This is a genomic window from Streptomyces sp. NPDC048370, assembly GCF_043200825.1.
GTDB lineage: Bacteria > Actinomycetota > Actinomycetes > Streptomycetales > Streptomycetaceae > Streptomyces.
The window spans coordinates 17,847-30,420 of the sequence record NZ_JBICYI010000020.1; the positions used below are offsets into that span (position 1 = coordinate 17,847).

Consider the following 12,574-nt stretch of genomic DNA (forward strand, 5'->3'; position numbering starts at 1 on the left):
GTCTAGCGTCGACCGCAGGAGGCGGCCATGGTACGGCGACGGGTTGCGCTGGTGGCGCTCGTGTGGGTGACGGGCGGGCTTGCGGCCGGCGGGCTGTGGTGGTGGGCGGTGCTGCGACTGGTGCTGGTCCCCGAGCAGTCGGGGCTGGTGGAAGGGGCGGTCGCGGCCGGCGGCTGGGGGTTGAGTCTGCTGCCGGTGCACGTGACGGCGTCCGCCGCCGTGGGCGGCCGGACGCGCGCGGGACCGGCGCGGGCCGGAGGGGCGGGGCGGGCTGTGCGGTTCGGGAGGGCCGGGCGGGTCGGACGGTCCGGGCGGGCTGTGCGGTCTGCGCGGTCCGGGCGGTCCGGGCGGTCCGGGCGGGATACCGGGGGTTCCGCGCGGGTCACCACGGCATCGCGACGCCGCCGTTGGGGCGGAGGATCTGACCCGTCGTGAAGGCGGCGGCGTCGGACGCGAGGTGGAGGACCGCGTGCGCGATGTCCTGCGGTTCGCCCACCCGGCCCAGGGGGGAGCGACGGGCCATGGCCGCCTCCGCCTGCTCCTGGGCGGCGGGCTCGTGCCGGTCGGTCATGGGGGTACGGATCCAGCCCGGGGCGATCGCGTTGACCCGGATGCCGTGCTGCCCGACCTCGGTGGCCAGCGTCTTGGTCAGCTGTACGACGGCGGCCTTGGTGACGCTGTAGCAGAGCAGGCCGGGGCTCGCGGTGTCCATGGCGCCTGAGGCCATGGTGACGATGGAGCCGCGCGTTCCGGTCGCGATCATCGCGCGGGCGGCCTCCTGGCAGGCGTAGAGGACTCCCTTGAAGTTGACCGCGAGGACACGGTCGAGGTCCTCGTCCCGGGTCTCCAGGACGGTGCTCGTGTGCATGATCCCGGCGACGGCGACCATCGTGTGCAGCGGGCCGGCGGCGGTGACGGCTGCGACGGCCGCGGCGAGGGAGGCGCGGTCGGTGACGTCGAGGACGTGGGTGTGCGCGGTGCCGCCCTGTTCCGAGACGAGTTTCGCGGTCTCGTGGAGGCCTGGCTCGTCGCGGTCCGCGCAGTGGACGGTTGCGCCCGCCTGGGCGAGGAGCGTGGCGGTCGCGCGGCCGATCCCGCTCGCGGCTCCGGTGACGAAGGCGGTGCGGCCGGTGAAGTCGTACGCCGTGAGGGCCATGACCGGACCGTACGACTGGATCTGACGGTCCGTCAATTGGTGGGGGTGGATTCGTGAGGGGCGGGCATCTGAAGCCGGAGTGAGGGCAGAAGTCAGGTGGTGGGGCCCTTTTGGCAGCCGGGGCACCAGTACGAGACGCGGTCTTCGGGGGTCGAGTGGTGGGCCGGGGGGCCGGAGCGGCGCACGGGGGTGCCGCAGCGCAGGCAGGGGCGGTTCTCGCGGCCGTACACGTAGAGGTGGTGCGCGGGGTGGCGGGTCGTCGTGGTGCGCCGGTCCGGACGGTCCTTGTTCGCATCGAGGAGGCGATGGGCGGTGGCGACCAGGCGTTCGGGGACGCCGGGCGGGAGTTCGCCGACCGGGAGCCAGGGCGTGACGGCGGCGAGGAACGCCAGCTCCGACTTGTACACATTGCCGATGCCCGCGAGGTTCCGCTGGTCGAGGAGGGCCTCGCCCAGGGGGCGGCCGGGGTCGGCGGTGAGGCGGTGGACGGCCTCCGCCGCGTCCCAGTCCGGGCCGAGGAGGTCCGGGCCCAGATGGCCGACCACGTTCTCCTCCTCGGCCGTGTGGATCAGTTCCAGCACGGGGAGCCGGTAGCCGACGGCGGTCTGCTCGGTGTTGGCGAGGATCGCCCGGATCTGGTGGGCCGGGCCACCGCTCCAGCGCTCACCGGTGGCGAACACGCGCCAGGCGCCCTCCATCCGGAGATGGGAGTGGAGGGTCAGACCCCCGTCGAACCGGGTCAGGAGGTGCTTGCCGCGCGGTGTCACGTCCAGGACGGAGCGGCCGGTGAGATCGGCGGTGGCGAACCGGGGCACGCGCAGATCCGACCGGGTCAGGACCCGCCCCGCCAGCGCCGAGTGCAGGCGGCGGGCGGTCTGCCAGACCGTGTCTCCTTCGGGCATGGCTCCATGATGCGTCGGTGACGGGCCGGGGCGCTCAGGCGGTGGGTCGGGTCGGGTCGCTGAGGTGACGGGTCGGCCGGCTCGGGTGACGGGTCGGGACGCTCAAGGGCGGAGGCGCAGTCCCCTCGGGGTGGCGTGGAAGCCTGCGGCCTCCAGGGGGCGGGCGAGGGGGGAGGTGAGGGCGGTGGCTCCGTTGACCCGTTCCACCGTGACCGTACCGAGCGAGCCCGCGAGGGCGGCCGAGGCCAGGGACTCGGCCGCGGCTCTGAGTGCCGGGTCCTCGGAGTCCTCCGGCCAGCACAGCAGGGTCTTGCCGCCGCGCTCCATGTAGAGCGTGAGCTCTCCGTCGACCAGGACGACCATGGACCCCGCCTTCCGGCCCGGCTTGTGCCCGGCGCCGCTCGGCGGCTCGGGCCAGGGCAGCGCCGCTCCGTACGCGTTGGCCGGGTCGGCGGCGGCCAGCACCACCGCGCGCGGGCCCGCGCCGGCCTCCGCGCCGCGGTCCCGGGCGGTCGCCGCCGCCCGCAGCCGGTCCACGGCGCCGTCCATCGCGAACTGGGCCGCGCCGAGGCCCTCCACCACATAGCCGCGGCGCGCCTGCCCGCTGTCCTCGAAGGCGGCCAGGATGCGGTACGTCGCCGAGAAGCCGCCCTCGACCCCTTCGGCGGCCACGGCGCCCCGGGTGACCACTCCGTGCCGGTCGAGCAGGGTGCGGGCGAGTGCGTGGGCGCGGTGGGTCGGCTCCGGTTCGACGGGCGGGAGCAGCGACCAGCGTCCGCTGACCGTGGGCGGGCCCGTCCGGGACGCGGGCCGGGCGGCCGCGGTGAGCGTGCCGTAACGGCCGCGCGGGATCGTCCGCTTGGCCCGGTGGGCTGTGGAGCCCGCCGTGCGGCCCGAGCCGAGCAGGGAGCGCAGCGGGGCGAGGGTGTCGTTGGTGAGCCGGCCGGACCAGGCCAGGTCCCAGACGGCGTCGGCCAGTTGGGGATCGGTGGCGTCCGGGTGGGTGGTGGCCCGCACCTGGTCGGCGATCTGGCGGAAGAACAGGCCGTAGCCGCCGGAGAGGGTGGTGAGCACCGACTCGTGGAGCGCGGACTGCTCCAAGGGGTGCGGCGGCGGGAGCAACAAAGGGGCCGCGTCCGCCAGATAGAGCGAGATCCAGCCGTCCTTGCCGGGCAGGGCTCCCGCGCCGGCCCAGACGACCTCGCCGGTCGTGGTCAGCTCGTCGAGCAGGGCGGGGGAGTAGTCCCTGACCCGGGACGGCAGGATCAGCTTCTCCAGGGCGGAGGCGGGCACGGGCGCGCCCTGCAACTGCTCGACGGCGCGGGCCAGTCCGTCGATCCCGCGCAGGCTGTTGCTCCCCAGGTGCTGCCACTGGGGCAGGAAGGTGGCGAGCGCGGCCGGGGGCACCGGCTCCAGCTCGTGCCGGAGGGCGGCGAGCGAGCGGCGGCGCAGTCGGCGCAGCACCGCCGCGTCGCACCACTCCTGGCCGATCCCGGAGGGGTGGAACTCGCCCTGGACGACCCGGCCCGCGGCCGCCAGGCGCTGGAGGGCCCCGTCGGTGACGGCGGCGCCGAGGCCGAAGCGGGCCGCGGCCGCGGATGACGTGAACGGGCCGTTCGTGCGCGCGTGACGGGCGAGGAGATCGCCCAGGGGGTCCTTCACCGGCTCCGTGAAGGCCTCGGGGACCCCCACCGGCAACGCCGTGCCGAGGGCGTCCCGCAACCGGCCGGCGTCCTCGATCGCCGCCCAGTGGTCGGTGCCCGCGATCCGGACCCGGATGGCCCGGCGGGCCGCTCCCAGCTCGTGGACCCAGGCGGGCTCTCCGCCGCGCTCGGCCAACTCGGCCTCGGTGAGCGGGCCGAGGACGCGGAGCGCGTCGGCCACGCCCTCCACGTCCTTGATCCGGCGGTCCTCGGTGAGCCACTGGAGCTCCCGCTCCAGCTCCGTCAGGACGTCGGCGTCGAGCAGTTCGCGCAGCTCGGCCTGGCCGAGCAGTTCGGCCAGGAGGCGCGAGTCCAGGGAGAGGGCGGCGGCCCGTCGCTCGGCGAGCGGGGAGTCGCCTTCGTACAGGAACTGGGCCACGTAGCCGAAGAGCAGGGAGCGGGCGAACGGCGAGGGCTCGGGGGTGGTCACCTCGACGAGCCGGACGCGGCGGGCCTCGATGTCGCCCATCAGCTCTTGGAGCCCGGGGACGTCGAAGACGTCCTGGAGGCACTCGCGGACCGCTTCCAGGACGATCGGGAAGGAGCCGAACTCGCTCGCGACCTGGAGCAGTTGGGCCGCGCGCTGACGCTGCTGCCAGAGCGGGGTGCGCTTGCCCGGATTCCGCTTGGGCAGCAGCAGGGCCCGGGCGGCGCACTCGCGGAATCGGGAGGCGAAGAGGGCCGATCCGCCGACCTGGTCGGTGACGATCTGGCCGATCTCGCCCTTGTCGAAGAGCGCGTCCGCCGCGCCGATCGGGGCCTGGTCGGAGTCGTACGTCGTGTCCAGGTGCCGTCCGGGGTCGACCGGCTCCTCGTCCAGGAGGTCCAGACCCATCAGATCGGCGTCCGGCAGCCGCAGCACGATCCCGTCGTCGGCGTGCATCACCTGCGCGTCCATGCCGTACCGCTCGGCGAGCCGGGCCCCCAGGGCCAGCGCCCAAGGGGCGTGCACCTGAGCCCCGAAGGGGGAGTGGATGACGACCCGCCAGTCGCCGAGCTCGTCCCGGAACCGCTCCACGAGGATCGTCCGGTCGTCCGGCACATGGCCGCAGGCCTGGCGCTGCTCGGTGAGATACGCCAGGACGTTGTCGGCGGCCCAGGCGTCCAGGCCGGCGGCGACGAGGCGCAGCCTGGCGTCCTCGGTCTCCAGGGAGCCGACCTCGCGCAGGAACGCGCCCACCGCGCGGCCCAGTTCGAGCGGGCGGCCCAGCTGGTCGCCCTTCCAGAACGGCAGCCTCCCCGGCACCCCGGGGGCCGGGGTGACCAGGACCCGGTCCCGGGTGATGTCCTCGATCCGCCAGGAGGTGGTGCCCAGCGTGAAGACGTCCCCGACCCGGGACTCGTACACCATCTCCTCGTCCAGCTCGCCGACCCGGCCGCCGCCCTTCTTGGGGTCGGAACCGACGAGGAAGACGCCGAAGAGACCTCGGTCGGGGATCGTGCCGCCCGAGGTGACGGCGAGGCGCTGCGCGCCAGGGCGGCCGGTGACCGTGCCCGCGACCCGGTCCCAGACCACGCGCGGGCGCAGCTCGGCGAAGGCGTCCGACGGATAACGCCCGGCCAGCATGTCCAGGACGGCCGTGAACGCCGACTCGGGCAACGAGGCGAACGGAGCGGCCCGGCGGACCGTCGCCAGCAGGTCGTCCACCTGCCAGGTGTCCAGGGCGACCATCGCCACGAGCTGCTGCGCGAGGACGTCCAGCGGGTTCGCCGGGATGCGCATCGACTCGATGGAACCGCTGCGCATCCGCTCGGTGACCACGGCGGCCTGCACCAGGTCGCCCCGGTACTTCGGGAACACCACGCCCGTCGACACGGCGCCCACCTGGTGCCCGGCGCGGCCCACCCGCTGGAGGCCAGAGGCGACCGACGGCGGCGACTCGACCTGCACGACGAGGTCCACCGCCCCCATGTCGATGCCCAGCTCCAGGCTGGAGGTGGCGACCACGGCGGGCAGCCGGCCCGCCTTGAGGTCCTCCTCGACCTGCGCCCGCTGCTCCTTGGAGACCGAGCCGTGGTGGGCGCGGGCGAGGAGCGCCGGCGCGCCCTGGGCCGCGCCCGCCTGCGCCATGATCTCGGCCGGCGGCGGGCCGTCGGCGGGCATCGGCTCGCCCGTGGCACGTTCGTACGCGATCTCGTTGAGCCGGTTGCACAGCCGCTCGGCCAGTCGGCGCGAGTTGGCGAAGACGATCGTGGAGCGGTGGGCCTGGACGAGATCGGCGATGCGCTCCTCGACGTGCGGCCAGATCGAGGGCTTGTCGCCACCGTCCTTGCCCTCGGAGGCGGGGGAGCCGCCCAGCTCTCCCATGTCCTCGACGGGGACGACGACCGAAAGGTCGAACTCCTTGCCGGACGGCGGCTGGACGATCTCCACCTTGCGCTGAGGGGAGAGATAGCGGGCCACCTCGTCCACCGGCCGGACCGTCGCCGACAGGCCGATCCGGCGGGCCGGGCGGGGCAGCAGCTCGTCGAGCCGTTCCAGGGACACCGCGAGGTGCGCGCCGCGCTTCGTCCCCGCGACCGCGTGGACCTCGTCCAGGATCACCGTCTCGATCCCGGCGAGCGCGTCCCGGGTGGCGGAGGTCAGCATCAGGAAGAGCGACTCGGGGGTCGTGATCAGGATGTCCGGCGGCTTCGTGGCCAGCGCGCGGCGCTCGGCGGGCGGCGTGTCACCGGATCGGATGCCGACCTTGACGTCCGGCTCGGGCAGCCCGAGCCGGACCGACTCCTGGCGGATGCCGGTCAGCGGGGACCGCAGATTGCGCTCGACGTCGACGGCCAGGGCCTTCAGCGGCGAGACGTACAGGACGCGGCAGCGCTTCTTGGGGTCCGCCGGCGGTGGGGTGGACGCCAGCTGGTCGAGGGAGGCGAGGAACGCGGCGAGCGTCTTGCCGGAACCGGTCGGGGCGACCACGAGCACGTCCGAGCCCGCGCCGATGGCCTGCCAGGCGCCTTCCTGCGCCGCCGTGGGCGCGTGGAAGGCCCCGGTGAACCAACCACGGGTCGCGGGGGAGAACGAGTCGAGCGCGGACCTGACCATGCCACCCATCGTGCACCCCGCCACTGACAACCGCCCGGACCTGGGGAAATCCGGCTCGTGGCGGGGGCGGTCGGTGTCGCAGAATGGGGACATGGCGACTGGCGAACGCGCACGGTACTGGCGGTACGAGGAGCTGCCCGGCGTCGATCTGCTGCACGCCCACTACGTGCGGAAGGCCTTCGCCCGGCACACGCACGAGACCTTCGTCTTCGCCGCGATCACCGACGGCGTGGAGGCCTTCCACTACCGCGACGAGCTGGTGCAGGCAGGGCCCGGGCAGATCGCCCTGGTCAACCCCGACACTCCGCACACCGGGCACGCGGGCGTGCCCGAGGGGTGGACCTACCGCACGATCTATCCCGACGCCGAGCTGATCCGGTCCATCGCCGCGGACACCATGGCGCTCCGCGGCGACGTCGGGTTCACCGACCCGGTCGTGGACGATCCGTACGCGGCGCAGCTCGTCCTCGGCGTCCACCGGGCCGCCGAGGAGGGCAACGCGCTGGCCGCCGACAGCCTGCTGCGACTGGTCACGGCGAGGATGCTGCGCAGCCACGGGGGCCGGATCGCGCCCCTCGCCCCCCGCTCGGCGGGCGCCCGCAACGCGGCACGCGCGCGTGCCGTCCTGGAGGAGCGGATGATCGACCCGCCGACCCTGGAGCGCCTCGCCGCCGACCTCGGTACCAGCCCCTTCGCCCTGCTGCGGGCCTTCCGGGACGCGTACGGGATGCCGCCGCACACCTGGCTCACCGACGCGCGCGTGCGGCGGGCCCGGCAGCTCCTCGACACGGGGACGGCACCGGCGGAGGCGGCCGTCGCCGTCGGCTTCACCGACCAGCCGCACCTCAACCGGCACTTCGTACGGAGCGTGGGGGTGCCGCCCGGGGCGTACCAGCGCTCGCGGCGGGCGGGGTAGCCGGCCGGGGCGGAGGCCTGCGCGCGGCGCGGGGCGGGGCCCGGGGCGCGGCTTCGGGCGTGGCCCGGGGGCGCAAGAACGTACAAGACCATGAACGGACGGGCTCGTACCGTCGCTGACGTGGCAGAACAGACAGCACCCCCCGTGATACGGGAGGCGACCAAGGCGGACTCGGCGGTCGTGCGCGACGCGCTCGGGGTCGGTATCGCCGTCGGCCTCTCCGGCTTCGCCTTCGGCGTCACCTCCGCGGGCTCCGGACTCAGCCTCCTCCAGACCTGCGCGCTCAGCCTGCTCGTCTTCACCGGCGCCTCGCAGTTCGCGCTGGTGGGAGCGCTCGCGGCCGGCGGGAACCCGTTCACGGCCGCGGCGGGCGCCTTCTTCCTCGGCACCCGTAACGCGTTCTACGGGCTGCGCCTGTCCCAGCTGCTCGCGTTGCCGCGCTCGGTCAGGCCCTTCGCCGCACAGTGGGTCATCGACGAGACGGCCGCCGTGGCGCTGGCGCAGCCGACCCGGCGCGCCGCGCGGATCGGGTTCACCGTCACCGGACTCACGCTCTACGTCCTGTGGAACCTGACGACCTTCCTCGGCGCCCTCGGCGCGGAGGCCATCGGCGACACCAAGGCCTGGGGCCTGGACGCGGCGGGACCCGCCGTCTTCCTCGCGCTCCTCGCGCCCATGCTGAAGACGGCGACGGAGCGGTACACGGCGGGGCTCGCCGTCGTGCTCGGCCTCGGGCTGCTGCCCGTGCTGCCGGCCGGCGTACCCGTCCTCGCGGCGGCGCTGGCCGCGCCGGCGGTGCTGTGGCTGCGGGGCCGTCGCCTGGCCGACGGGCCGGGTGAGGCGGAGACGGGTGCGGCGGACATGGGTGTGACGGACATGGGTGTGACGGAAGCGGGTGCCGTGGGGACGGGTGTCAAGGCAGCGGGTGCTGCGGAATCGCCCGCGTCGCGCAAGGAGGAGGACCGATGACCGTCTGGATCGCGATCGGCCTCACGGTCGTCGGCTGCTACCTCGTCAAACTGCTCGGGCTCCTGGTCCCGGCGGGTGCCCTGGAACGGCCGCTCGTCCAGCGCCTCGCGGCCCTGCTGCCGGTGGCCCTGCTCGCGGCGCTGACCGCCCAGCAGACGTTCGGCGAGGGCTCAGGCCTCGTCCTGGACGCCCGCGCGGCCGGCGTGGCCGCCGCGGCCGTCGCCCTGCTCCTGCGCGCCCCCTTCCTCGTGGTCGTCGGCGCTGCCGTGGCCGTCACGGCGGGTGTACGGGCACTGGGCGGGTAGGGCGCGCAGTCCCGAGGGCGGCACGCGCGCGTGCGCGGTGCCGCCCGGGGAGCGGGCACACGCTCTACGGCCCGCCCCCGGCTCCTCAGTGCGCCATCGGCACCCCCACCGGAGGCGTCTCGGGGACTCCCAGGCGCTGCGCGTCGCGTTCCGGACGGAGGAACAGGGTGGTCGCCGCGCCCGCCGTCGCCAGGAGGGCGGCGGTGACAAGCCAGCCGTTCTCGTAGCCCTGGGCCGTCGTCGCGGCGGCGTCCACGATCCCGCCCAGTACCAGCGGTGCGAGGACGCCACCCAGCGCGAAGACGCAGACCACCGCGCCCAGCACCACTCCGCGCTGCGAAGGCGGTGTGATCCGCGCGCAGGCCGTCTGGCCGACCGTCATCATCACCGGAGCCAGCGCCATCGGGCCGAACATCGTCGGCACCCGCAGCCAGTCGGCGTCGGCCGTCGCGAAGACCGACACCGCCGCGGCCGACAGCAGGAGCAGCACCCCCGCGCCCGCCCCTGCGGGGAGCAGACCCGGTCGGCCCCGCCGGGCCGCCCGCTGCGCCACAAGACCGTGGACGAGCAGGACGACTCCGTTGGCGATCGCCCCCGCGCCCACCATGAGGCCCACCCGATGCGCGTCCCAGCCGAGGACCGTCTCCAGGTAGTCCGGCAGCCAGGTGAGCTTCGAGCTCATCGGCGTCGCACGGTTCGGTCCTCGGCGCGGGCGGACGTCAGTCGATCGGGCGGCCGTGGGCGCGCAGCGTCCGCAGCGCCTCGATCGTCACGATCGGCCGCGCCTCCAGCGCCGTGCCCGGGGCCCATCGGCGCCAGGTGACAGGCCAGCCGCCGTCCTCCTGCTGGGCGGCCGCCAGGTGGTCGAGCGAGCGGGCCATCTCCTCCTCCGTGAACCAGCGGCGGGCCAGGGAGTCCGGCACGCGCGCGTAGTCGTACGGGAAGTGGTGTTCCTCGGGCGCGTACCCCGGGGCCACGGGGAAGTCGTCGAGCCGTTCGGGATCCAGGACCGCAAGGCCCTGCTCCCGCACCAGACGCCCCAGCCGGTCGGCGACCGCCTGCGCCCGCGACCGGTCCGGGACTCCGTCCAGGAAGGCGACGGCGGCCTCGATCTCGTACGGATGCGACTTCTCCAGCGACTCGACCGCCGACCAGCAGAACTCGGTCGCCCGGAACAGCCAGGCGTGCCACACCTGGTTGCGGTGGAGCAGGCCGACCACCGGGCCGGTGGAGAGCAGCGCGCTGGGCGGGTCGTCGACGATCGGCACGAACGGCGCGGCCGGGTAGCCGCGCTGGGACGGGTGGACGGCGGGCAGCGCCCCGTCGAGCGTGGACACCTCGGTGAGGTAGCGGCAGATCCGTTCCACCCTCAGCCCGCCGCAGCGGCCGATGGAGTCCAGGACCCGGAGCGCGTGCCCCGTGTGCAGGGGCTGGCTGACCGGGCCCCGGAGATCGGGTTCGAGGGCGTGGCCGTAGCCGCCGTCCTCGTTGAGGTACGCCGCGAGCGCCACCTCGACGGGTTCCGCGCCGCCGCGCAGGAAGTGGTAGGCGAACCGGCGCTGTTCGAGCACGCGGGCCGTCAGCCAGACGAAGTGTTCGGCACGCGCGCGAGGCGTGGGGTGCGGAGCCGCGAGAGGAGTTCCAGCCATGGTCCGACCGTAGGCCGCCCGGGACGTGTGACAAGGCTTACCGGCCGGGCTGCACTCTTGGGGGCGGGATACTGGGGTCATGCGGTTGACGATTTTCTGGGAGCGGATGGCGGACCACTTCGGCGGGTCCTACGCCGAATCCTTCGCACGGGACCATGTGATGTCCGAACTGGGCGGTCGTACGGTGCACGAGGCACTGGACGCCGGGTGGGAGGCGAAGGACGTGTGGCGGGCGGTCTGCGCGGCCATGGACGTACCGGCCGACAGGCGCTGACCCGCGTCGACCACGCGCCGAGCACGCGTCGGCCCCGCGCCGAGCAGGCGTCGGCCCCGCGCCGAGCACGCGTCGGCCCCGCGCCGACCACGCGCCGAGCACGCCTCGGCCCCGCGCCCACGACGGGTCGGCGGGCCCGGCAGGGACGGAATGTCTGCGCGGTGCGCGAGACTGGCCGGGTGGCTCCGACTGACGACACCGACGCGACCGGCAACGAGAACGGCAAGACGACCGCCGACGGGACCCCCGACCAGGCTGTGACCGGGCGAACCCCGGAAGCGCGGTCGCAGGGGCGGTCGGCCGTGGGCAGAGCCCCCCGGGGTGACGTCCGACGCCCGGCACGGAGACCCGACGCCCACGAGCCCGACGTCGGGGGCGGCGGTCTCCGGGGCTGTGCCCCCGCCGGCCCGGGGCGGGATCCCGACCCCCGCGAGCGGTCCTGCGACCGCACCGGCCGGAGCCGGGGCGGGTTCCGGTGAGCCAGGGGACGGCGTGAAGGCCGGCCCCGCCGCCCGGATGCCCCGCTGGCTGCCCCGGGCCATGGTGCTCGCCCTCGCGCTCTACGCCTGCTTCCAGCTGGGCAGCTGGGCGTTCCACCAGCTCATCGGGTTGCTCGTCAACATCGTCGTCGCGTTCTTCCTGGCCCTCGCCATCGAACCGGCCGTCGGCAGGATGGCCGCCCGGGGCATGCGGCGAGGACTCGCCACGTTCCTCGTCTTCCTCGCCGTCATGGTCTTCAGCGTGGGCTTCGTCGTCCTGCTCGGCTCGATGCTCGCGGGCCAGATCGTCGACATGGTCGAGAACTTCCCCAAGTACCTCGACTCACTGATCAACTGGATCAACCAGACGTTCCACACCGAGCTGTCCCGAGTCGAGGTCCAGGACAACATCCTGCGCTCCGACTGGCTCCAGAAGTACGTGCAGAACAGCGCGAGCGGCGTGCTCGACATCTCCGCCACCGTCCTCGGCGGCCTGTTCAAGCTGCTGACGATCTTCCTGTTCTCGTTCTACTTCGCCGCCGACGGCCCCCGGCTGCGCCGCGCGCTCTGCTCCGTACTGCCGCCGGCACGTCAGACCGAGGTCCTGCGGGCCTGGGAGATCGCCGTCGACAAGACCGGTGGCTACCTCTACTCCCGTGGCCTGATGGCCCTGATCTCCGGCGTCGCGCACTTCATCCTGCTGGAGATTCTGGGAGTGCCGTACGCGCCGGCGCTCGCGGTCTGGGTGGGCCTGGTCTCGCAGTTCATCCCCACCATCGGCACGTACCTCGCGGGCGCGCTGCCCATGCTGATCGCGTTCACCGAGAACCCCTGGTACGCGCTGTGGGTCCTGGTGTTCGTCGTGGTCTACCAGCAGTTCGAGAACTACGTCCTCCAGCCGAAGCTGACGTCCAAGACGGTGGACATCCACCCGGCGGTCGCGTTCGGCTCGGTGATCGCCGGTACGGCGCTGCTCGGCGCGGTCGGCGCGCTGATCGCGATCCCGGCCGTCGCCACCCTCCAGGCCTTCCTGGGCGCCTATGTGAAGCGGTACGACGTGACCGACGACCCGCGCGTGCACGGCCACCGGCGCTACGGCGAGGCCGTCGTCGCCCGGCTCCAGAAGGCGCTGCACCACAAGAAGGAGCAGGGGCAGGGCCCCGGGCACGAGCAGGGCTAGG

The 12,574-nt window shown here is 74.1% G+C and carries 10 protein-coding genes; 5 read left to right on the top strand and 5 right to left on the bottom strand.

Going from position 1 to position 12,574, the window contains the following annotated elements; translation table 11 throughout:
- Positions 1-382: 382 nt before the first annotated feature.
- From ACGFYP_RS31500 to ACGFYP_RS31510, 3 genes are all read right to left on the bottom strand, one after another.
- Positions 383-1,156: an SDR family NAD(P)-dependent oxidoreductase gene (locus ACGFYP_RS31500; protein ID WP_393500858.1), complete on the bottom strand. Its 774-nt coding sequence runs from the start codon at positions 1,154-1,156 to the stop codon at positions 383-385.
- Between the two features lie 92 nt (positions 1,157-1,248).
- On the bottom strand, positions 1,249-2,058 hold the full coding sequence (locus ACGFYP_RS31505) for an Fpg/Nei family DNA glycosylase (RefSeq protein ID WP_393500861.1): 810 nt from the start codon (positions 2,056-2,058) through the stop codon (positions 1,249-1,251).
- A gap of 102 nt (positions 2,059-2,160) precedes the next feature.
- The gene (locus ACGFYP_RS31510) at positions 2,161-6,801 is read right to left on the bottom strand and encodes a DEAD/DEAH box helicase (protein WP_393500864.1); all 4,641 of its coding nucleotides are present in this window, start codon (positions 6,799-6,801) and stop codon (positions 2,161-2,163) included.
- A 91-nt stretch (positions 6,802-6,892) separates the two neighbouring features.
- Between ACGFYP_RS31510 and ACGFYP_RS31515 the strand changes: the two genes are divergently transcribed.
- From ACGFYP_RS31515 to ACGFYP_RS31525, 3 genes are all read left to right on the top strand, one after another.
- A complete protein-coding gene (locus tag ACGFYP_RS31515; protein WP_393500867.1) occupies positions 6,893-7,717 on the top strand; it encodes an AraC family transcriptional regulator in 825 nt (274 codons plus the stop codon).
- 120 nt (positions 7,718-7,837) lie between these two features.
- The gene (locus tag ACGFYP_RS31520; protein WP_393500870.1) at positions 7,838-8,686 is read left to right on the top strand and encodes an AzlC family ABC transporter permease; all 849 of its coding nucleotides are present in this window, start codon (positions 7,838-7,840) and stop codon (positions 8,684-8,686) included.
- On the top strand, positions 8,683-8,991 hold the full coding sequence (locus ACGFYP_RS31525; protein WP_393500873.1) for an AzlD domain-containing protein: 309 nt from the start codon (positions 8,683-8,685) through the stop codon (positions 8,989-8,991). The genes ACGFYP_RS31520 and ACGFYP_RS31525 overlap by 4 nt, the downstream gene beginning before the upstream one ends.
- An 85-nt stretch (positions 8,992-9,076) precedes the next feature.
- Here the strand turns inward: ACGFYP_RS31525 and ACGFYP_RS31530 are convergent, their stop codons facing one another.
- A complete protein-coding gene (locus tag ACGFYP_RS31530; protein WP_393500876.1) occupies positions 9,077-9,673 on the bottom strand; it encodes an MFS transporter in 597 nt (198 codons plus the stop codon).
- Between the two features lie 37 nt (positions 9,674-9,710).
- Positions 9,711-10,640 carry a hypothetical protein gene (locus ACGFYP_RS31535; RefSeq protein WP_361966229.1) on the bottom strand — a complete coding sequence of 310 codons (930 nt, stop codon included), beginning with the start codon at positions 10,638-10,640 and terminating at the stop codon, positions 9,711-9,713.
- Between the two features lie 79 nt (positions 10,641-10,719).
- On the opposite strand from ACGFYP_RS31535, the gene ACGFYP_RS31540 reads away from it, so the two are divergent.
- Entirely contained in the window at positions 10,720-10,914 is a 195-nt protein-coding gene (locus ACGFYP_RS31540) for a DUF3046 domain-containing protein (protein WP_361966227.1), read from the top strand.
- 516 nt (positions 10,915-11,430) lie between these two features.
- Positions 11,431-12,573, top strand: a complete 1,143-nt coding sequence (locus ACGFYP_RS31545) for an AI-2E family transporter (protein ID WP_393501146.1) — start codon at positions 11,431-11,433, stop codon at positions 12,571-12,573.
- Position 12,574: the final 1 nt, after the last annotated feature.